The 21,952-nt window shown below is 46.6% G+C and carries 10 protein-coding genes and 1 pseudogene; 8 read left to right on the top strand and 3 right to left on the bottom strand.

What is annotated here, in order from left to right:
* Nucleotides 1–5: 5 nt before the first annotated feature.
* From MKY10_RS16970 to MKY10_RS16960, 3 genes are read left to right on the top strand one after another with little or no spacing between them, the layout of a single operon-like run.
* Complete coding sequence (locus MKY10_RS16970; RefSeq protein WP_003228749.1) at nt 6–944, top strand: isochorismatase; 939 nt, start codon at nt 6–8, stop codon at nt 942–944.
* Between the two features lie 19 nt (nt 945–963).
* Entirely contained in the window at nt 964–8,100 is a 7,137-nt protein-coding gene (gene dhbF / locus MKY10_RS16965; protein WP_015251319.1) for a non-ribosomal peptide synthetase DhbF, read from the top strand.
* A 15-nt stretch (nt 8,101–8,115) separates the two neighbouring features.
* Nucleotides 8,116–8,325, top strand: coding sequence for an MbtH family protein (locus tag MKY10_RS16960; protein ID WP_014480720.1), 210 nt, complete (start codon nt 8,116–8,118; stop codon nt 8,323–8,325).
* Between the two features lie 43 nt (nt 8,326–8,368).
* On the opposite strand, the gene MKY10_RS16955 is transcribed toward MKY10_RS16960, so the two are convergent.
* From MKY10_RS16955 to adeR, 3 genes are all read right to left on the bottom strand, one after another.
* Nucleotides 8,369–9,046: a YukJ family protein gene (locus MKY10_RS16955; protein ID WP_014480719.1), complete on the bottom strand. Its 678-nt coding sequence runs from the start codon at nt 9,044–9,046 to the stop codon at nt 8,369–8,371.
* Nucleotides 9,047–9,157: 111 nt separating this feature from the next.
* Entirely contained in the window at nt 9,158–10,294 is a 1,137-nt protein-coding gene (gene ald / locus MKY10_RS16950) for an alanine dehydrogenase (protein ID WP_014480718.1), read from the bottom strand.
* Between the two features lie 101 nt (nt 10,295–10,395).
* Nucleotides 10,396–11,664 (bottom strand): sporulation transcriptional activator AdeR, encoded by a 1,269-nt coding sequence (gene adeR, locus MKY10_RS16945; RefSeq protein WP_010886604.1) that lies wholly within the window; start codon nt 11,662–11,664, stop codon nt 10,396–10,398.
* 521 nt (nt 11,665–12,185) lie between these two features.
* Between adeR and MKY10_RS16940 the strand changes: the two genes are divergently transcribed.
* From MKY10_RS16940 to esaA, 5 genes and pseudogenes are all read left to right on the top strand, one after another.
* Entirely contained in the window at nt 12,186–12,479 is a 294-nt protein-coding gene (locus MKY10_RS16940) for a WXG100 family type VII secretion target (protein WP_003220661.1), read from the top strand.
* 69 nt (nt 12,480–12,548) lie between these two features.
* Nucleotides 12,549–12,788, top strand: coding sequence for an ESX secretion system protein YukD (yukD, locus tag MKY10_RS16935; RefSeq protein WP_003228763.1), 240 nt, complete (start codon nt 12,549–12,551; stop codon nt 12,786–12,788).
* Nucleotides 12,789–12,802: 14 nt separating this feature from the next.
* Entirely contained in the window at nt 12,803–14,161 is a 1,359-nt protein-coding gene (gene essB / locus MKY10_RS16930) for a type VII secretion protein EssB (protein ID WP_015251323.1), read from the top strand.
* 60 nt (nt 14,162–14,221) lie between these two features.
* Nucleotides 14,222–18,709: a type VII secretion protein EssC gene (gene essC, locus MKY10_RS16925; protein WP_153952150.1), complete on the top strand. Its 4,488-nt coding sequence runs from the start codon at nt 14,222–14,224 to the stop codon at nt 18,707–18,709.
* A pseudogene (gene esaA / locus MKY10_RS16920) lies at nt 18,706–21,930 on the top strand (type VII secretion protein EsaA). The gene essC and the pseudogene esaA overlap by 4 nt, the downstream one beginning before the upstream one ends.
* Nucleotides 21,931–21,952: the final 22 nt, after the last annotated feature.

The raw sequence follows: 21,952 nt of genomic DNA, 5'->3' as shown, positions 1-21,952 counted from the left end.
TTCATATGGCTATACCTGCCATTCAGCCGTATCAAATGCCGACAGCATCTGATATGCCGCAAAACAAAGTATCATGGGTGCCTGATCCGAATCGGGCTGTCTTGTTAATACACGATATGCAAAACTATTTTGTTGATGCTTTCACAGCGGGAGCGTCTCCGGTAACAGAGCTTTCAGCGAATATACGAAAGCTGAAGAATCAATGTGTTCAGCTTGGGATTCCTGTTGTCTATACCGCACAGCCGGGAAGCCAAAATCCGGATGACCGTGCGCTGCTGACAGACTTTTGGGGCCCGGGATTAAACAGCGGTCCTTATGAGGAGAAAATTATAACCGAGCTGGCACCAGAGGATGATGATCTTGTGCTGACAAAATGGAGATACAGCGCGTTTAAGAGAACGAATCTGCTTGAAATGATGCGCAAAGAGGGACGCGATCAGCTGATCATTACAGGAATTTACGCCCATATCGGCTGTCTTGTTACAGCATGTGAAGCATTTATGGAGGATATTAAAGCCTTTTTTGTGGGAGATGCAGTTGCTGATTTTTCATTAGAAAAACATCAAATGGCGCTGGAATATGCGGCTGGACGCTGTGCGTTTACCGTGATGACTGACAGTCTTCTTGATCAGCTGCAGAATGCGCCGGCAGACGTTCAAAAAACGTCAGCAAACACTGGCAAAAAGAACGTGTTTACATGTGAGAATATCCGTAAACAAATTGCTGAGCTTCTACAAGAAACACCGGAAGACATCACAGATCAAGAGGATTTGCTCGATCGTGGTCTTGATTCGGTAAGGATCATGACATTGGTGGAACAATGGCGCCGTGAAGGGGCAGAGGTGACTTTCGTGGAATTGGCTGAACGCCCAACGATCGAAGAATGGCAGAAATTGCTCACAACCCGCAGCCAGCAAGTGCTGCCAAACGCGGATTATTTATAAAAGGAGGGTAAACAAACGGATGCCTGATACAAAAGATCTTCAATATTCTTTGACCGGGGCGCAAACTGGCATATGGTTTGCTCAGCAGCTTGATCCGGACAATCCAATCTACAATACAGCGGAATATATAGAAATCAATGGACCAATCAATATTGCTCTTTTTGAAGAAGCTTTGCGGCACGTGATCAAGGAAGCGGAATCGCTGCATGTCCGCTTCGGTGAAAATATGGACGGGCCTTGGCAGATGATAAACCCGTCTCCGGATGTACAGCTGCACGTCATTGACGTCAGCTCTGAGCCTGATCCGGAAAAAACAGCATTAAACTGGATGAAAGCTGATTTAGCAAAGCCGGTTGATTTAGGGTATGCCCCTTTGTTCAATGAAGCTCTGTTTATTGCCGGGCCTGATCGTTTCTTTTGGTATCAGCGCATTCACCATATAGCGATCGACGGCTTCGGTTTTTCCCTGATAGCCCAGCGTGTGGCAAGTACATATACTGCCCTTATAAAAGGACAAACAGCTAAAAGCCGTTCCTTTGGGTCTCTCCAGGCCATTTTGGAGGAGGATACAGATTATCGTGGATCAGAGCAGTATGAGAAGGATCGTCAATTCTGGCTGGACCGTTTTGCAGATGCACCTGAAGTTGTGAGCTTGGCTGATCGGGCGCCAAGAACATCTAACAGTTTTCTTCGTCATACGGCATATCTGCCTCCGTCTGATGTAAACGCGTTAAAAGAAGCGGCGCGCTATTTCTCAGGAAGCTGGCATGAAGTCATGATTGCGGTGTCAGCTGTTTATGTGCACCGTATGACCGGCTCTGAGGATGTTGTGCTCGGCCTGCCCATGATGGGTCGGATAGGGTCCGCGTCACTGAATGTACCGGCTATGGTGATGAACCTTCTCCCGCTCCGGCTGACGGTAAGCTCTTCGATGAGCTTTTCTGAACTGATTCAGCAAATTTCCCGGGAAATCCGCAGTATTCGGCGACATCATAAGTATCGCCATGAAGAGCTTAGGCGCGATCTGAAATTGATAGGAGAAAATCATAGATTATTTGGCCCTCAAATCAATCTTATGCCGTTTGATTACGGTCTCGACTTTGCCGGCGTCCGGGGCACAACGCATAATCTTTCAGCCGGTCCTGTTGATGATCTATCAATCAATGTATATGACAGAACAGACGGCAGCGGGCTGCGAATTGATGTTGATGCGAATCCCGAGGTATACAGTGAGTCTGATATTAAGCTTCATCAGCAGCGTATTTTGCAGCTGCTGCAAACGGCTTCTGCCGGAGAGGACATGCTGATTGGGCAAATGGAGCTTCTGTTGCCAGAGGAGAAAGAAAAAGTCATTTCTAAATGGAATGAGACGGCAAAATCCGAGAAGCTGGTCAGCCTTCAGGACATGTTCGAAAAGCAGGCAGTTCTTACGCCAGAACGTATCGCTCTCATGTGTGATGACATTCAAGTCAACTATCGAAAGCTCAATGAAGAGGCAAACCGCCTCGCGCGTCTGTTGATCGAAAAAGGGATTGGTCCGGAGCAATTTGTCGCTTTGGCGCTGCCGCGTTCCCCTGAGATGGTGGCTTCAATGCTTGGTGTGCTCAAGACTGGTGCGGCGTATCTCCCCCTTGATCCGGAGTTTCCAGCCGACCGCATTTCTTACATGCTGGAGGATGCGAAACCTTCATGCATCATAACGACTGAGGAAATAGCAGCCAGTCTGCCTGATGACCTGGCTGTACCTGAGCTTGTGCTTGATCAGGCTGTTACACAGGAGATTATAAAACGCTATTCGCCGGAAAATCAGGATGTATCGGTTTCGCTTGACCATCCTGCGTATATCATCTATACCTCAGGATCAACAGGAAGACCGAAGGGAGTCGTTGTGACACAGAAAAGCTTAAGCAATTTTCTGCTGTCTATGCAGGAGGCATTTTCTCTAGGAGAAGAAGACAGGCTGTTGGCTGTGACGACTGTCGCTTTTGATATTTCAGCATTGGAGTTATATCTTCCGCTGATTAGCGGAGCGCAAATCGTGATCGCAAAGAAAGAAACGATCCGTGAGCCGCAGGCATTAGCTCAAATGATTGAAAATTTCGATATTAACATTATGCAGGCGACACCGACACTGTGGCACGCTTTGGTAACGAGTGAACCTGAGAAACTTCGGGGGCTTAGAGTGCTTGTAGGAGGCGAGGCGCTGCCGAGCGGTCTTTTGCAGGCGCTTCAAGACCTTCATTGTTCAGTCACGAACTTATACGGTCCCACTGAAACAACGATTTGGTCTGCCGCAGCTTTTCTTGAAGAAGGGCTGAAGGGCGTTCCTCCGATTGGGAAACCGATTTGGAACACGCAGGTGTATGTGCTTGATAATGGATTGCAGCCGGTGCCGCCGGGCGTTGTCGGAGAGCTTTATATTGCAGGAACCGGCTTGGCCAGAGGTTATTTCCATCGTCCTGATTTAACGGCGGAGCGCTTCGTTGCAGATCCATACGGACCGCCGGGAACTCGGATGTATCGGACCGGAGACCAGGCCCGCTGGCGCGCCGATGGGTCTTTGGATTATATCGGGCGGGCGGATCATCAAATCAAAATTCGCGGATTCCGAATTGAACTTGGAGAAATTGATGCCGTGCTTGCCAATCACCCGCACATTGAACAGGCCGCGGTTGTCGTACGGGAAGATCAGCCGGGAGACAAACGATTGGCGGCTTATGTAGTCGCTGATGCTGCTATTGATACTGCAGAGCTTCGTCGTTATATGGGGGCTAGTCTTCCTGATTATATGGTACCGTCGGCGTTTGTGGAGATGGACGAGCTGCCGTTAACACCTAATGGCAAGCTTGACCGGAAAGCACTGCCGGCACCAGACTTCAGCACATCTGTCAGTGATCGGGCCCCGCGGACTCCTCAGGAAGAGATATTGTGTGACTTGTTTGCAGAGGTTCTCGGTTTGGCACGCGTCGGTATCGATGACAGTTTCTTCGAGCTTGGGGGCCATTCTCTTCTTGCAGCCCGTCTGATGAGCCGCATTCGCGAGGTAATGGGAGCCGAACTTGGTATCGCCAAGCTCTTTGACGAACCGACAGTAGCCGGACTCGCTGCCCATCTTGATTTGGCGCAGAGTGCACGTCCCGCTTTGCAGAGAGCTGAGCGGCCTGAAAAGATCCCGCTCTCATTTGCCCAGCGCCGGCTATGGTTCCTGCATTGTCTGGAAGGACCGAGTCCTACTTATAATATTCCGGTTGCTGTCCGTTTGTCAGGTGAGTTGGATCAAGGATTGCTGAAAGCGGCACTTTATGACCTCGTCCGCCGTCATGAAAGTCTTCGGACGATCTTCCCTGAATCACAGGGGACATCCTATCAGCATATTTTAGATGCCGATCGAGCCTGTCCCGAGTTACATGTTACTGAAATTGCTGAGAAGGAGCTTTCTGATCGGCTTGCCGAAGCTGTACGCTACAGCTTTGATCTTGCAGCTGAACCTGCTTTTCGTGCCGAGCTTTTTGTGATCGGTCCTGACGAGTACGTGCTGCTTCTTCTCGTCCATCATATTGTCGGGGACGGCTGGTCCTTAACACCGCTGACCAGAGACCTTGGGACAGCTTATGCGGCTCGCTGCCACGGACGATCTCCCGAATGGGCGCCTCTTGCTGTGCAGTATGCAGACTATGCGCTTTGGCAGCAAGAACTGCTTGGAAACGAGGATGATCCAAATAGCTTGATTGCCGGACAGCTTGCTTTCTGGAAAGAAACCTTGAAAAACCTGCCTGATCAGCTTGAACTGCCAACCGATTATTCACGTCCGGCTGAGCCGAGTCATGATGGAGATACGATTCATTTTCGTATTGAGCCCGAGTTTCACAAGCGATTGCAGGAGCTGGCTCGCGCAAATAGGGTGAGCCTGTTTATGGTGCTTCAATCCGGTCTCGCCGCTTTATTGACAAGGCTCGGGGCGGGCACCGACATTCCGATCGGCAGTCCGATCGCGGGACGGAATGATGATGCGCTGGGCGATCTTGTAGGGCTGTTCATTAATACATTGGTGCTCAGAACTGATACGTCCGGTGACCCAAGCTTTCGTGAGCTTCTAGACAGAGTACGGGAAGTGAATCTGGCCGCCTATGACAATCAGGATCTGCCGTTTGAGAGACTTGTAGAGGTGCTCAATCCGGCTCGTTCGCGTGCGACGCATCCTTTATTCCAAATCATGCTTGCGTTCCAAAACACACCGGACGCTGAACTGCATCTTCCTGATATGGAGAGCAGCCTGCGAATCAACAGTGTCGGTTCTGCCAAGTTTGATTTGACGCTGGAAATTAGTGAAGATCGCCTTGCTGACGGGACACCAAACGGAATGGAAGGACTGCTTGAATACAGCACTGATCTTTTCAAGCGAGAAACTGCTCAGGCTCTTGCTGACCGATTGATGCGCCTGTTGGAGGCTGCCGAGTCTGATCCTGACGAGCAAATCGGAAATCTGGATATTCTTGCGCCAGAGGAACACAGCAGCATGGTGACTGATTGGCAAAGTGTATCTGAAAAGATTCCGCACGCATGTTTGCCAGAGCAATTTGAGAAGCAGGCTGCTTTACGTCCTGATGCCATTGCCGTTGTATATGAAAATCAGGAACTGAGCTATGCAGAGCTGAATGAAAGAGCAAACCGGCTTGCCCGAATGATGATTAGTGAAGGTGTCGGGCCGGAGCAATTTGTGGCATTGGCACTGCCCCGATCGTTGGAAATGGCTGTCGGCCTATTGGCGGTGCTAAAGGCCGGGGCAGCTTATCTCCCTCTTGATCCGGATTATCCGGCTGATCGAATTGCTTTTATGCTAAAAGATGCACAGCCTGCGTTTATCATGACGAACACTAAAGCTGCAAATCACATTCCGCCAGTTGAAAACGTGCCGAAAATCGTGCTGGATGATCCCGAGCTGGCAGAGAAACTAAACACGTACCCTGCAGGTAATCCAAAAAATAAGGATAGGACTCAGCCGCTTTCCCCTTTGAATACGGCATATGTCATTTATACATCCGGCTCAACAGGTGTTCCAAAAGGTGTGATGATTCCTCACCAAAATGTAACACGTTTATTTGCAGCGACCGAGCACTGGTTCCGTTTCAGCTCAGATGATATCTGGACCATGTTCCATTCCTATGCGTTTGATTTTTCGGTGTGGGAGATCTGGGGTCCTCTGCTGCATGGCGGACGTCTTGTAATCGTGCCTCACCACGTCAGCAGATCGCCAGAAGCGTTTCTGCGCCTGCTTGTCAAAGAGGGGGTGACTGTTCTGAACCAGACACCGTCTGCTTTCTATCAGTTTATGCAGGCGGAACGGGAACAGCCGGATCTCGGACAGGCACTCAGTCTGCGCTATGTCATTTTTGGCGGAGAAGCGCTTGAACTCAGCCGTTTAGAGGATTGGTACAACCGCCACCCTGAAAATAGACCGCAGCTTATCAATATGTATGGTATTACAGAAACGACGGTGCATGTGAGCTATATCGAATTAGACCGAAGCATGGCAGCTTTACGGGCAAACAGCTTGATCGGCTGCGGCATTCCCGATCTTGGTGTATACGTGCTGGATGAACGCCTGCAGCCGGTCCCGCCGGGTGTTGCCGGAGAGCTGTATGTATCAGGAGCGGGGTTAGCACGAGGTTATCTAGGCCGGCCTGGTTTAACATCTGAACGCTTCATAGCTGATCCGTTCGGTCCTCCAGGCACCCGGATGTACCGCACTGGGGATGTGGCCCGCCTCCGCGCTGACGGTTCTCTCGACTATGTCGGCCGTGCAGACCATCAAGTGAAAATTCGGGGATTCCGGATTGAATTGGGAGAAATTGAAGCCGCGCTTGTTCAGCATCCGCAGCTTGAAGATGCGGCAGTGATCGTTCGTGAGGATCAGCCGGGAGATAAACGGTTAGCAGCTTATGTCATCCCTTCGGAAGAAACATTTGATACGGCGGAACTGCGCAGATATGCTGCTGAGAGACTGCCGGATTACATGGTGCCTGCTGCCTTTGTGACGATGAAAGAATTGCCGCTGACACCGAATGGAAAGCTTGATCGTAAAGCGCTGCCCGCTCCGGATTTCGCAGCGGCAGTGACAGGACGAGGACCGAGAACGCCGCAGGAAGAAATTCTCTGTGACCTCTTTATGGAGGTGCTTCACTTGCCACGTGTCGGCATTGATGACCGTTTCTTTGATTTAGGCGGACATTCCTTGCTTGCTGTACAGCTCATGAGCCGCATTCGTGAAGCGCTCGGCGTTGAACTCAGCATCGGCAACTTGTTCGAAGCACCTACTGTAGCCGGGCTCGCTGAAAGACTTGAAATGGGATCAAGCCAAAGCGCTCTTGACGTTCTGCTGCCGCTCCGAACAAGCGGAGACAAGCCTCCTTTATTCTGTGTTCATCCGGCAGGGGGGCTCAGCTGGTGTTATGCCGGTTTGATGACCAATATAGGAACAGATTATCCAATCTACGGCTTGCAGGCACGGGGAATCGGGCAGCGCGAGGAGCTTCCGAAAACACTTGATGACATGGCTGCCGATTACATTAAACAAATCCGAACGGTCCAGCCAAAAGGCCCGTACCATCTGCTGGGCTGGTCCCTGGGCGGGAATGTCGTTCAAGCGATGGCTACCCAGCTGCAAAATCAAGGAGAAGAAGTATCCCTGTTGGTGATGCTGGACGCCTATCCGAACCACTTCCTTCCTATAAAAGAGGCACCGGATGATGAGGAAGCGCTTATTGCCCTTCTGGCGTTAGGCGGGTACGATCCAGACAGCTTAGGGGACAAACCGCTAGATTTTGAAGCGGCGATTGAGATTCTTCGCCGTGACGGCAGTGCGCTTGCGAGCCTGGATGAAACGGTCATTTTAAATTTGAAGAATACGTATGTCAATTCTGTCGGCATTTTAGGTTCCTATAAGCCGAAAACCTTCCGTGGAAATGTTTTGTTTTTCAGATCAACAATCATTCCTGAATGGTTTGACCCGATTGAACCTGACTCGTGGAAGCCTTATATTAACGGACAGATTGAACAAATCGACATCGACTGCCGTCATAAAGATTTATGTCAGCCGGAACCTCTGGCTCAAATCGGCAAGGTTCTCGCTGTCAAATTGGAAGAGTTGAATAAATAAGGGAGGAGAAATAGAATGGCAAATCCTTTTGAAAATGCGGATGGCACATATTTGGTGCTGGTCAATGAAGAAGGCCAATATTCCCTATGGCCGGGTTTTATAGATGTGCCGAGCGGCTGGACAGTCGTTCATGAGCAAAAAGGGCGTGAAGCTTGTTTGGACTATATCCAATCGCATTGGAGCGATATGAGGCCAAACAGCCTAAAGGCTGTTGAAAATGTGTAATCGTATCAAAAAGAGACTGCTCGCCGCAGTCTCTTTTTCTATCTTACGCAGACGTTTGGGTATGATCACAATCTCTGACAGGGTTTCCGTTTTCATCGTTACACCAAGATTGGGATAAAAACGCTAAAAACACAGCGGCCCACTGATCTGCAAACTGAATCAGAATACCCCCGTCATGCCAAGAGCCGTTGTCTTTTTTCCAGCGCGTATCCATTGCATTCCCTTGATTCATATGGATATTGTGCATTCCGTTAGTCGGGGTAAAGCCGAATATTTTATCTGCAGCCTGTTCAGGGCCGAATTTTGAACCGAATATATAAACCGGCGCTTTCTCATCTTGTGCTTTCTTCATATAGGTTTCAATAAAATCATTTAAATCATTATCAGGTCCTGTGATTTCATGAGGCAAAGGCTTCATTTCCCGCGGGTCAAACAAATTGCCCCGCACATAATCCAGTGCCACTTCACGGTTTGCTTCATTGATCCTTGTATATCCATACGGCATGTTCGGAAGGATGGTAATTGAGCCCGAATCAAACTGATCGTCAGCCAAATACAATACTTCAGATTCCTCAGAACTGGACATCACATTGATGGCGCACCTGTAATACGTATTCTCTTCACCGAGCATTTTGACTTGGAAATGAGGACTGTCATCATCTGTTTCCCGCTTCATGTCTAAGACTATGCCTTTTAACACGCCATATTGCTGAACAGCCATATGAATCCTCCTTTATGATCAACTTCATAGTCATAATTCGTGAAATGGTCTCTTTTTTCCTTTTAAAAAATAAAAAAGCCTGCAGAAATCTTTCTGCAAGCTCATTGTGAATTAAGCACCCGCTACAGATGATTCATCCTGTAAAGCTTTCTCGGCAGGAACATACTCATAGCCTAGATCTCTTGCTACAGCTTCATAGGTCACGTGTCCGTTTGCGGTGTTTAAACCCGCTCTCAGTGCCGCATTGTCTGCGAGCGCTTTTACTGCCCCTTTGTTCGCGATTTGCAGCGCGTATGGAACAGTAACGTTAGTCAGGGCGATTGTTGACGTACGAGGGACTGCGCCCGGCATGTTCGCTACAGCATAATGCACAACCCCGTGTTTTTCATATGTTGGCTGATCATGTGTTGTGATATGGTCGACAGTTTCGACGATGCCGCCTTGGTCGATCGCTACATCAACAATGACTGAACCAGGTTTCATTTGTTTTACCATTTCCTCAGTGACAAGAGTCGGAGCTTTAGCACCCGGAATTAATACCGCGCAAATGAGGAGATCCGCTTCCGCTACAGCATCAGCAATATTGACCGGATTAGAAATTAACGTTTTAATCTGATGGCCGAAGATGTCATCAAGCTGGCGCAAGCGGTCTGCGTTTAAGTCAATGATCGTCACATCTGCACCGAGTCCGACAGCCATTTTCGCCGCGTTTGTCCCGACAACGCCTCCTCCGATAATCGTTACTTTTCCGCGAGAAACGCCCGGCACCCCGGCAAGCAGAATGCCTTTTCCGCCTTTAGGCTTTTCTAAGAATTGAGCGCCGATTTGTGCTGCCATTCTGCCCGCAACCTCTGACATTGGCGTCAGAAGAGGCAATGTCCGGCCTTCACTGACCGTTTCATATGCGATGGCAGTTACTCCTTTATCCTTCAAGGCCTGTGCAAGCTCAGGCTCAGCTGCTAAATGAAGGTACGTAAACAGCACAAGTCCTTTGCGGAAATAAACATATTCTTCCGGCAGCGGTTCTTTTACCTTCATGACCATTTCGGCGTCCCAGACCTGTTTCGGATCAGCAATGATTTCCGCTCCTGCTGACTCATAGGCTTCATTTTCAAATCCGCTTCCAAGGCCCGCGCCTGTTTCAACCAGCACCCGGTGGCCGTTTGAAATGAGCTGAGAAACGCCCCCGGGTGTTAATGCGACACGGTTTTCATTGTTTTTTATCTCTTTAGGAACCCCTATGATCATATCTGTCTCCTCCTGTATCTGTGATATTTTTAGTGTAGCTTGATATTTTGGAAAATTCTTTGTTTGATTAAGAAAATAAAAAAACATGGATTTGTGAAATTTCACAAATCCATGTGCCGAAGTTTGATATCTAAATAGATGGTGAATTTTTGATTCACATTTTTCAAATCAATTTCAGCGATCTGGCTGATCCGCTTGAGTCGGTAATTCAACGTATTAACGTGTATATTTAACAGCTTGGAAGCCGTATTCACGTTGCTGTCTGCTTCAATAAAGCGCTCTAGTGTTTCTACCATATTTGACTGGTGATCCCGGTCATATTGTTCCAGTTTGGAAAGCGAGTAATTATAATGGCCCGCCTGTTTCCGTTTTTCATTTAAAACATCTAAGTATTGATAAATGCCTAACTCAGAAAAGCTGAAAAGATGTTTGGTCTCTTCAGCGAACCGTTCCTTCGTTTTTAAGACGGACAATGCTTCCTGATAGGAGCGGGAGACAAAAGAAATAGAGTTGTATATTCCGCCAAAAGCGATAGAAACGTCTTCTATTTTATACCGCTCCTTCAGCTGTTTTTGCGTACTTAAAGCAAACTGTTTTAAATCTTGAAAAGGATGATCTGTTTTGGGTGAGGTTAATATAATAAGTTCATTGGAATCTACGGTCGCCAGCAGCACGTAAACCTGCTGGGTCGTTTCCTGTAAATATTGCAGCTGCTGTTCGATTTTTTCAGTCAGCTCGCCATTTATGCGGATGATCATAACGGAGAACTCTGAAGGAGCGGCCATTCCAAGCTTATGGAACCCATCCGCCATATCATCCTCCTGATGGATGTGTCCGGTCAGCATTTTCCAGAAAAATTCTTGGCTGCGTTCTTCATTTTTCGTTTTTCTGATTTGAAGTTTGAGAAGCTTGTTTTTCACTGCTTTTGCTGCCATTTGCAATGTCAGCAGATCTTCATCGGACAATGTTTTTTGGATCTCAAGCGCCCATATGAAGCCAAGTACTTGCTTGTTTTTCCAAATCGAAATAGCGACGCGATTGCTCAGCCCGACTTCATCGATTTGCTTGACTCTGATCGGCTGGTCCGTTTTTAAGAGAGCAGGAATTGTCCCGTCTTTCCACAGCTTGTTAATCACCTTCTCCGGTACCCTTCTGCCAATAATGGTAGACGTCCGGGCAGGGTCTGTGCAGTCGCTGTGTGTACTGTAGGCAAGCAGCTTGTGGTTAACATCCTCTATGGTGATCGGGCACCGCAGAACGTCGCTGATATGATCAGCCACATCTTCAAGTCTGTCAAAACTATATTTAAACGGATCATTCGGCATGGTCATAAATCTCCCTACTTTTCGTGCTTGATTTCTCTTTGACATCTCATCCCCTTCCTTTTATTATGATTGTTGTTGTTTGTGAAAATCAACAACAAAGAACAGAAGCAAAAAAAACAATTTCATGAGAGAAACGTTCTATATACATTTGGCGGTGTAATCGCCTTTTTGCAGGACAGTTGTATGCCTCATATAATACGACAGCTTATCCTATTAATCTTCTAAGAAAGTCATCGGAGGCAAGACTAATTAAGGAAAGAAAAAACTGAACCTTTCAGAAATGGTGCTGTAGCATCAAATTTTCTGAAAGGTTTTTTTGGGAGTTGGAGAGTTATTTGGGTCTTTTGGATTATTCGGAGAATGAAGAGAAGATTAAGAAAATAAACCTATTTACTTTACATTATATGTCATTTTTAAGTGATTCGGGGTAAACCATTGGACTCATTTTGTAAAATTAAAACATATTTGTTTGACTATGCCGAAAAACTGTTTTTATAATAATGACGTTCTAAAAATAAGTGAATTAGCCCATATTTAGGCTGATGGCACAGGAGGTAATGAGGAATATGGCAGGATTAATTCGTGTCACACCCGAAGAGCTAAGAGCGATGGCGAAGCAATACGGCGTTGAAAGCCAAGAAGTATTAAATCAGGTTGATCGTTTAAACCGAATGATCTCTGATTTGAAAAGCATGTGGGAAGGTGCTTCAAGCGAAGCGTTCGCAGATCAATACGAGCAGCTCAAACCTTCATTTATCAAAATGTCAGATTTGCTTCAAGATGTGAATCAGCAGCTTGATCAAACAGCAAATACACTTGAGTCTACTGACCAAGACATCGCAAATCAAATCCGCGGATAACAGTATGAAAGGGAAGGAGCGCCTGATTCAAAAGAAGACGGCGCTCTTTCTATGTAAGGGTGATCCTAAATGTATATTGATATTACAATAGATTTGAAACATTATAACGGCAGTGTCTTTGATCTCAGATTGTCAGATTACCACCCGGTGAAAAAAGTAATTGATATTGCTTGGCAGGCCCAAAGCGTATCTATGCCTCCGCGCGAAGGGCACTGGATCAGAGTGGTGAACAAGGATAAGGTGTTTTCCGGAGAATGCAAGCTGTCTGATTGCGGCATTACAAACGGAGACCGGCTTGAAATATTATGAAAGGATCTGGTTGAATGTCAGGTGAACAAAAATCATATTTAGAAAACCAATTAGAAGCTGTTGCCGAGAAAACAGATGCCGGCTATACATTTACCTTTCAACGGGAAAAAATAAAGCTTCTCGACGGTCTTGAAGCTAATGTGATCAAAGATATAAATCCATTTTTTCATAAAGAAATCGATGTGACGGATGATGAAGTAATCATCACAATCCAACCTCCCTCCTCCTATAAAGCATTCCGCTTCATGAAAGCTAAGGATAAAAAAAGTAAATGGCAGTTTGCCTATCAGCTTGTTCAAGCCGTACAGCAGCACAATCTGTCGAGGCTGAATTTGATTGTCGCTCCTGAAAACATTGTATTCGATAAAGGGCTTACGCCTTATTTTCTCCATTATGGAGTAAAAGAAAGCATTCCTCCTTACGAGCGTGATGAGGAAAGAGTATGGCAGGAGCTGAAAGCGGCAGCGGCTTTGGCAGTTGACGGTGCTTTTGCGTTTGAAGACTACCTGAAATTCAATGAAACGCTGACGTTCTCCGCAGAGGCAAAGGCGATATTAGATGCTGAATCCTATGATGATTTGCTCGAGCTGATTCAAACCCATATTGATGAGCTCGAAGCCAAAGCAAAAACATACATACATATCCCGAGAAAGAAGTGGAACATCCAGCGATATATCGGCCTGGGGCTCATTGTTTTGCTTGTACCGGCACTTATTTATTCGATGTACGCCTTATTTTTCGCGCAGCCAAAGCACCAGGCGATAGTGGACAGCAACCGTGCGTTCTTAAACAAGCAGTACAGTGAAGTCATCAGCACACTGTCCAAGTACGATGCGGAAAGCCTGCCTGAATCGGTGCAGTATCAGCTGGCGACGTCCTATGTTGAGGTCGAAAACCTGGGGAGTGCAAAAACCAAAAATATAGAAAATAATTTAGTTACTCTTCAATCAGACCCTCAGCATTTCTTATATTGGATTGATTATGGTAGAGGAGAATACAAAGAAGCGATCAGTATCGGCCGTAAGCTTGAATACAATGATTATATTTACTTTGCCCTAGCTAAATATAAACAGCAGCTTTTATCTGAGGATACAAATGATGAAGACATACAAAAAGAACTTGACTCAGTAAATAGTGAGCTTGAAAAAGCGCAAAAAGAACGTCAAGAAAATAAACAGTCTAATTCTGAAACATCGTTAGTCGATACAAGCGAAGAACAGACACAAACAGACGAAGAAAAACAACAAGCAGAAGAGAAAGCGGCAGAAGAAAAAGCCGCAGCCGAGGAAAAAGCGAAAAAAGAAGAACAGAAGAAAAAAGAAGACGAGAAAAAAGAAACAGAAAAGAAAGATGAGAAAAAAGATGACAAATAACGTGAGACATGAAGCACAGGTCATCGCATGCTGCCATTCGGCCGTAAGGGGGTTCGCCATTTGAGTCTATTATGGGTTTTTTACCAAAATAACGTTCAAAAATTAAATCTGTCTAACCTCCCGTCGTCTCATCCGGTGACCATAGGGCCTGATGTGAAGGATTCTGTTACGATCAGCACCATTCCATTTAATAGCGGCGTGGTTTCTCTTAAAAGAAAGGAATCCGGCGGCCAATACGAAGTTTTCCTGGGAAATGATTGTCTCGGCACGATTGAGACGGATATATCATTTACTCTCCAAACGGATCAGCAGGATATACGCTTGATATTGACGGGCAGTGAACCTGAGAAATCCGTTTATTTTACGGGAAATCGGGATGAAATTGTATGTTCCTCAGAAAAAACGAATGCAGATATTTATCTGAATCCGCAAGATTTTGCATTTGCAGAACAAAGCACGTTTTCTTTGCTTCGTGCAGGCGGCAGCTGGTCGGTCCGCCCTGAAAGCGGAACGATCTTCTTGAACGGAGAGAAAATCAACGCCAATACGCCGCTCAAGCCGGGGGATGAAATATTCTGGAACTTCACGCAAATGAGGGTGACGGAACAAGACCTTTTAGAAATTGTTCATTATGCCCAGTTTGAAACAGCGTTAACAGAAACGGTCAAACCGAGTACAGAGATGCAGAAAAAATATCCGCAGTACAGAAGAACGCCGCGGATGGTATACGATCTGCCGGATGACCGCGTTTCTTTCAGTTTTCCCTCTCAGGAGAGCGATCAAACCAACAGAGGGCTGTGGCTCGTCATCCTGCCTCCGCTTGTGATGCTGATCGTGATGGGCGTAGTTGCCATCATCCAGCCGCGCGGCATATTTATACTCGTTTCTTTGGCGATGTTTATGATGACTCTCATTACCTCGACAGTGCAATATTTCCGGGATAAAAACCAGCGGAAAAAACGCGAGGAAAAACGGGAGCGTGTATATAAGCTTTACTTAGACAATAAGCGGAAAGAGCTTCAGGCACTTGCTGAAAAGCAAAAGCAGGTTCTTGAATTTCACTTTCCTTCATTTGAACAAATGAAATACCTAACAAGTGAAATCAGTGACCGGATCTGGGAAAAATCACTTGAAAGCAAGGATTATCTCCAGCTGCGGCTTGGGACGGGAACAGTTCCGTCAAGCTATGAAATCAATATGAGCGGCGGAGACTTGGCGAATCGTGATATCGATGACCTCATGGAGAAATCGCAGCACATGCAGCGCGTCTATAAAGATATCCGCAATGCGCCGGTGACGGTCGATTTGGCAGAAGGTCCGATGGGGCTTGTCGGTAAATCGCAAATTGTGAAAAATGAGATTCACCAGCTGATCGGACAGCTGTCGTTCTTTAACAGCTATCACGATTTGCGTTTTGTATTTATTTTTCATGAAGAAGAGTATAAAGACTGGGAGTGGATGAAGTGGCTTCCGCAATTTCAAATGCCCCATATTTATGCAAAAGGATTTATTTATAATGAGCAAACCCGAGATCAGCTCTTGTCTTCACTTTACGAATTGATCAGAGAGCGTGATCTCGAAGATGACAAAGAAAAACTGCAGTTCAAACCGCATTTTGTATTTGTCATCACGAATCAGCAGCTGATCTCTGAGCATGTCATTCTCGAATATTTAGAAGGACAGCATGAGCATCTGGGCATCTCGACAATTGTCGCGGCGGAAACAAAGGAAAGCTTGTCGGAAAACATTACAACTCTTGTCCGCTACATTAATGAGCATGAAGGCGACATTTTAATACAAAAGAAAAAAGCGGTAAGAATTCCGTTCCGTCTCGATCATCATCAGCGTGAGGACAACGAACGGTTCTCACGCACGCTGCGGACGCTGAACCACCAGGTCGGCATTACGAATTCCATTCCGGAAACGGTATCGTTCCTGGAGCTTTTTCATGCGAAGGAAGTAAAAGAAATCGGCATTCAGCAAAGATGGCTGACAAGTGAATCGTCGAAGTCGCTGTCAGTGCCGATCGGCTATAAAGGGAAAGATGACATTGTGTATCTGAACCTTCACGAAAAAGCACACGGTCCGCACGGCTTGCTTGCGGGGACAACGGGATCAGGGAAAAGTGAATTTCTCCAGACCTACATCTTGTCACTTGCAGTGCATTTTCATCCGCATGAAGCGGCTTTCTTACTAATTGACTATAAAGGCGGAGGAATGGCGCAGCCGTTCCGCAACATTCCCCACCTCCTCGGCACGATCACAAATATTGAAGGAAGCAAAAACTTCAGTATGCGTGCGCTTGCTTCCATTAAAAGCGAGCTGAAAAAAAGGCAGCGCCTGTTTGACCAGTATCAAGTCAATCACATCAATGACTATACAAAGCTATACAAGCAAGGGAAAGCAGAAGTGGCGATGCCTCACTTGTTCTTAATTTCTGATGAGTTTGCCGAGCTGAAAAGCGAGGAGCCTGATTTTATCAGGGAGCTTGTCAGCGCCGCGCGTATCGGACGAAGCCTCGGCGTTCATTTGATTTTGGCGACACAGAAGCCAGGCGGCATCATCGACGACCAGATCTGGAGTAACTCGCGCTTTAAAGTAGCGCTCAAGGTCCAGGATGCCACCGACAGTAAAGAAATTTTGAAAAACAGCGATGCCGCAAACATTACCGTAACAGGCCGCGGCTATTTGCAGGTCGGAAACAATGAAGTGTATGAGCTGTTCCAATCTGCATGGAGCGGGGCGCCTTACTTAGAGGAAGTCTACGGTACCGAGGATGAAATCGCGATCGTCACAGATACGGGTCTGATCCCGCTTTCTGAGGTTGATACCGAAGATAACGCGAAAAAAGACGTTCAAACCGAAATCGAAGCTGTAGTTGACGAAATTGAACGCATCCAAGATGAAATGGGAATCGAGAAGCTGCCAAGCCCTTGGCTGCCGCCGCTTGCGGAACGTATTCCGCGCACTCTTTTCCCTTCAAACGAAAAAGACCATTTCCACTTTGCGTATGTCGATGAACCTGATCTGCAAAGACAGGCGCCAATTGCTTATAAGATGATGGAAGATGGAAATATCGGCATCTTCGGCTCTTCGGGCTACGGAAAATCGATTGCAGCCGCAACGTTCCTGATGAGTTTTGCGGACGTATACACACCTGAAGAGCTTCATGTCTATATCTTTGATTTCGGAAACGGAACGCTGCTGCCATTAGCGAAGCTCCCGCATACCGCGGATTACTTCCTGATGGACCAGTCAAGGAAAATTGAAAAGTTCATGATTCGCATCAAAGAAGAAATTGACCGCCGTAAACGTTTGTTCCGGGAAAAAGAAATCAGCCACATCAAAATGTACAATGCGCTGAGCGAAGAAGAGCTTCCATTCATTTTTATCACCATTGACAACTTTGACATTGTCAAGGATGAGATGCATGAGCTTGAATCGGAATTTGTCCAGCTTTCCAGAGACGGACAAAGCTTGGGTATCTACTTTATGCTGACAGCAACGCGGGTGAATGCTGTCCGCCAGTCATTGTTAAATAACTTGAAAACAAAGGTTGTCCATTATCTCATGGATCAATCAGAAGGATATTCCATTTACGGCCGTCCGAAATTCAATCTTGAGCCGATTCCGGGACGCGTCATCATTCAAAAGGAAGAGCTTTATTTCGCGCAAATGTTCCTGCCTGTTGACGCCGATGATGATATCGGCATGTTCAACGAGCTGAAATCAGACGTACAGAAACTTCAAGGGCGATTTGCTTCAATGGAGCAGCCGACACCGATTCCGATGCTGCCTGAGAGCTTGTCTACGAGAGAATTTTCTCTCCGCTTCAAGCTGGAACGCAAGCCTTTATCTGTACCGATCGGGCTTCATGAAGAAACAGTCAGCCCAGTCTATTTTGATTTAGGCAAGCATAAGCACTGCCTGATTTTAGGCCAGACTCAGCGCGGGAAAACAAACGTCTTAAAAGTCATGCTCGAACATCTGATTGATGATGAAACTGAAATGATCGGCCTGTTTGACTCGATTGACCGCGGCTTATCTCATTATGCGAAGGAATCAGCTGTTTCATACTTGGAAACGAAAGAAGATATTGAGCAGTGGATTGAAACAGCAGAAGACATTTTCAAAACAAGAGAGGCCATGTATGTAGAAGCCGTCCGCCAAGGAGACGCGCAAAATCTGCGATTCTCACAAGTGGTGCTGATGATTGACGGGATAACGAGATTCCAGCAGACGATTGATACGAGAATACAAGATCGTCTCGCTAACTTCATGAAATCATACGCTCATCTTGGGTTCAGCTTTATCCCGGGCGGAAACCACAGCGAATTCTCAAAAGGCTATGACTCCTTGACGACTGAGATGAAGCAAATCCGCCACGCGATTCTGCTGATGAAAAAGTCTGAGCAAAATGTCATTCCTCTCCCGTACCAAAGACAGGAGCCTGAGATTCAGCCGGGCTTCGGATATGTTGTGGAAAACGGGAAGGAGCAAAAAGTTCAAATTCCTTTATGTTCTGCTGAAAGGGAGAGTGCTAGATGACAGAACAACGAAAAAGCTTGATCAAGTTAATATCCGCCGTCATCATCATTTTGCTGCTGCCGGTGTTGTTTTTCCGATTTATCGGAGACGACCCAACGAAAAAAGCAGTCAATTCCACCCGGCAAATCGCGGTGGTGAATGAAGACACAGGCGTATTGAGTGATGAGGTAAAGTCTGATGAAGAGGACAAATCCGCCCAGTTCGGCAAGGAAGTAGCGGCCGTTCTGGGTGAACGTCCTGATTATTCGTGAACGGTCGTAAACCGAAGCGCGGCCGAGACCGGTCTCGCTTCAAAGAAATATGATGCGATCGTCTACATTCCCTCAGACTTCTCAAAAAACATTTTGAGCTATGACAAAGACCATCCTCAAAAAGCAACGCTCGAATTCAGCATTCAAGATAACCTGAATGCGGTTAACAAAGAAAAAGTTCAGCGGGAGCTTGAGGATGCCCAAAAGACAATGAACAAAAAAATGTCGGCCTTATACTGGAACTTTGTTTCGCAAAAAGTGGACAACATCAGAGGAGAATTTGACAAGATCGTCAATAAAGAATCTGAATTCCAGAATGTCATGTACAACTTTTACAAACCAAGCTCTAATGATTTAGCAGGTGAAATCAAACAGCAAAAAGACTTAATCGATGAGCTGAAGAAATCAATGAATGAAGCGCAAGGCACGACAAAAGAAAAAGCTTCTACGGCGGAGGAAGCCAAAAACACGCTGAAAGAATTCATTGATACAGTTGAAAGGTACAAAGAATATCAAGAGAATCAGAAAAAGCTGCTTTTGGCAGCCCAGGATTCAACACAGCAGCAAATCCGGACAGGTCTGGATGCCATCCAGGCACAGCAAAAGGCGAATCAGTTCAGTGAACGCATGAGCGGATTGGCAACCGGGATCGGCCAAGCGAAGACACAGCTCGGACAAACCAGTAATGTGCTGGCAAACGCCCAGGAAATTAGGGAAGGGCAAGTGTCCCAGCAGGAACTTGGCATGGCAAAAATCCAAAGTAATTTAATCGAACAATATCAGGCCGCATCAAGACAGGCTGCACTAAATCAGGTGTACCAATTGCTTGTCCCGGCACGTCAGGCATTGACAGTTGCGAAAGGGGACGACCCAGTCATAGACGATGGTTCTGACAACAATGATAAAGATAAAGACCCTAAAGAAGAAGATCCTGAAGAACTCAAAATTGATCTTGAAAAACAGCGTGAAGAACTGAAAAATATCGCTGCTGATATTCAGGATATTTCAGACAATCTGAAGGAGCCTGAAAAAGAGGACCCAACACCGGAGGACCCGGGTACTGAACCAGACGATCCGTCCACTGATAATCCAGAAAAACCTGATGACGGGGGCAGTACAAAGCCCGATGATACACAGGGCGACACAGGGAACGACAATAACAGCAGTGATACCGGTAATGACGGACAAACGGACGGCAGTACTCAGGATCAAGACCAGCAGAAGGGAACAGACGGTCAGGAGCAGAACGGCGATGCGTCAGACAGCGGAAAAACTGAAACGGGCACATCTGCCGAACAGACTGCTTCATCTGACTCAGCCCTTCAATTTATCAAGCTGGCAAATGAAGACGGTACCGGAGATTCAGGAGATACCGGCAGCGGCGGAGATACGACGGAGCCTGGGGACCAAGATCAACCAGTAAACGGCGACATTTCTGATATCGCCAAAGCAAAGGAACAGCTCAGCAAAGCATCTGAGCGAATCAAGCAAATTGAAGAAGAACTGAAGGAAAAAGAAAATACACATAATGAAGCACTGAAGAAGAAGCTTCAAGAATTGAAAGAGCAAATGGACGGTCTTAATGATGAAATAGATGATCTCAAAGACCAAGTGAAAACACTCGATGATAATCTCAAAAGACTCGAAGCGAAACGGAAGCGGGAGTTTGAAGGGATTTACAGTGCGATTCGCGAGCTTGAAAATAAAGATCAGCTTCAATTTTCAGGAGAAATCAATACAGAAAGCATCTCCGCTTTAATGAGATACTATAAATATTTGTCTGTTTATGACTCTGTATTATCCGGTACGATTGACAGTGCTGCAAAAGCCGGCGCTATTGACGGCCAGCAGGGCAACGTCAAATCAGTCCTGGCTCTCACACCTGAAGAATCAGCCAGCTGGGAAGCTCTCAAAAACAACACGATGCAAACAGATGAGGATATTAACAGCTTCATCGACGGCATGACCAAATTTGCGGACGACTACAGCGGCTATATCCGTGACTCTCAAGCAGGTGTTCTCGACGAACTGACGAAAATCTCTGAAAGTGCCGCAAAAGCGTCAGAACAGCTTGTAACGGGCGCAACACAGGAATCTGCGACGTTCAGCAACGATGGGCTGTCTGGCACCATGGCACTGAGTGTCCAAGATACGGTCGGCCAGGAAGTGCTGCAAATGTCAGACATGATGGGTTCATTGTCTGATCGCCAGTCAGGCATCATTGATTACACAACCAACATGCAGCAAAGCGTCAATGATGTTCAAGCGAAAGCCGACACCTTAAACAACAACTGGGGGAAAAATGTCGCCTCCACGAAACTCGTGCGAAATGACGTATACGGCATACTCGGAAATACATTAGTAGACGGGCAAAACAATGGCTATGTATATGATTACTTAGCGAATCCGCTTAAAATCAGCGGAGAGGTTCCGGAAGAAAAAATTCAGACGGTACCTCCGGTTGTCATCCTTGTCATTGTGTTGATCAGCAGTCTGTTAATCGGCTATTTCAGCTCGTATTACCAAAACGCACCGCTTCTCGTCAAAGGAGCGTTATTCGGAATTCTGAATATCCTTGTCGGACTTATGATCAGCTTGTTCGGTTTGAATATTTATTCACTGCCGGACGATCAGACGATTAAGTGGTCGGTGTTTACGATTCTATTGCTGGTCGCAAGCTCTGCCTTCATCCGGACGGCATTCAGATTCGGATCAATCCCTGGCTGGGTTGCTTCAGCGGCAATGATTCTATTCTATGTCGCACCGCTTATTGATTTGATCATGCCGAACTTTACATTTGAAGATCCGGTTTCGAAAGTATATATCGACATCCAGTACGGTACTGGGCACTTGTTTACAATGGGAATAACAGTTCTGCTGATCATTACGGTGATTGCCGCGGCTCTGCCGCTGATTATCCGGCTGATGGCTGAACACACAGCAGAAAGCGATGAAACGTATGAAGCGTGATCGCAGCATGGAAAAGGGGATC

Source organism: Bacillus sp. FSL P4-0290 (assembly GCF_037975435.1).
Lineage (GTDB): Bacteria > Bacillota > Bacilli > Bacillales > Bacillaceae > Bacillus > Bacillus subtilis.
Note: the sequence above shows the minus strand (reverse complement) of the source record. Positions and strands in the feature narration are given on the sequence as shown.

Bases quoted from the DNA above. Each gene is read 5' to 3' on its own strand.
- dhbF (WP_015251319.1), top strand. From the start codon at position 964: ATGCCTGATACAAAAGATCTTCAATATTCTTTGACCGGGGCGCAAACT.
- adeR (WP_010886604.1), bottom strand. From the start codon at position 11,664: ATGTCAAAGAGAAATCAAGCACGAAAAGTAGGGAGATTTATGACCATG.
- MKY10_RS16960 (WP_014480720.1), top strand. From the start codon at position 8,116: ATGGCAAATCCTTTTGAAAATGCGGATGGCACATATTTGGTGCTGGTC.
- MKY10_RS16970 (WP_003228749.1), top strand. From the start codon at position 6: ATGGCTATACCTGCCATTCAGCCGTATCAAATGCCGACAGCATCTGAT.
- MKY10_RS16955 (WP_014480719.1), bottom strand. From the start codon at position 9,046: ATGGCTGTTCAGCAATATGGCGTGTTAAAAGGCATAGTCTTAGACATG.
- MKY10_RS16940 (WP_003220661.1), top strand. From the start codon at position 12,186: ATGGCAGGATTAATTCGTGTCACACCCGAAGAGCTAAGAGCGATGGCG.
- yukD (WP_003228763.1), top strand. From the start codon at position 12,549: ATGTATATTGATATTACAATAGATTTGAAACATTATAACGGCAGTGTC.
- essB (WP_015251323.1), top strand. From the start codon at position 12,803: ATGTCAGGTGAACAAAAATCATATTTAGAAAACCAATTAGAAGCTGTT.
- ald (WP_014480718.1), bottom strand. From the start codon at position 10,294: ATGATCATAGGGGTTCCTAAAGAGATAAAAAACAATGAAAACCGTGTC.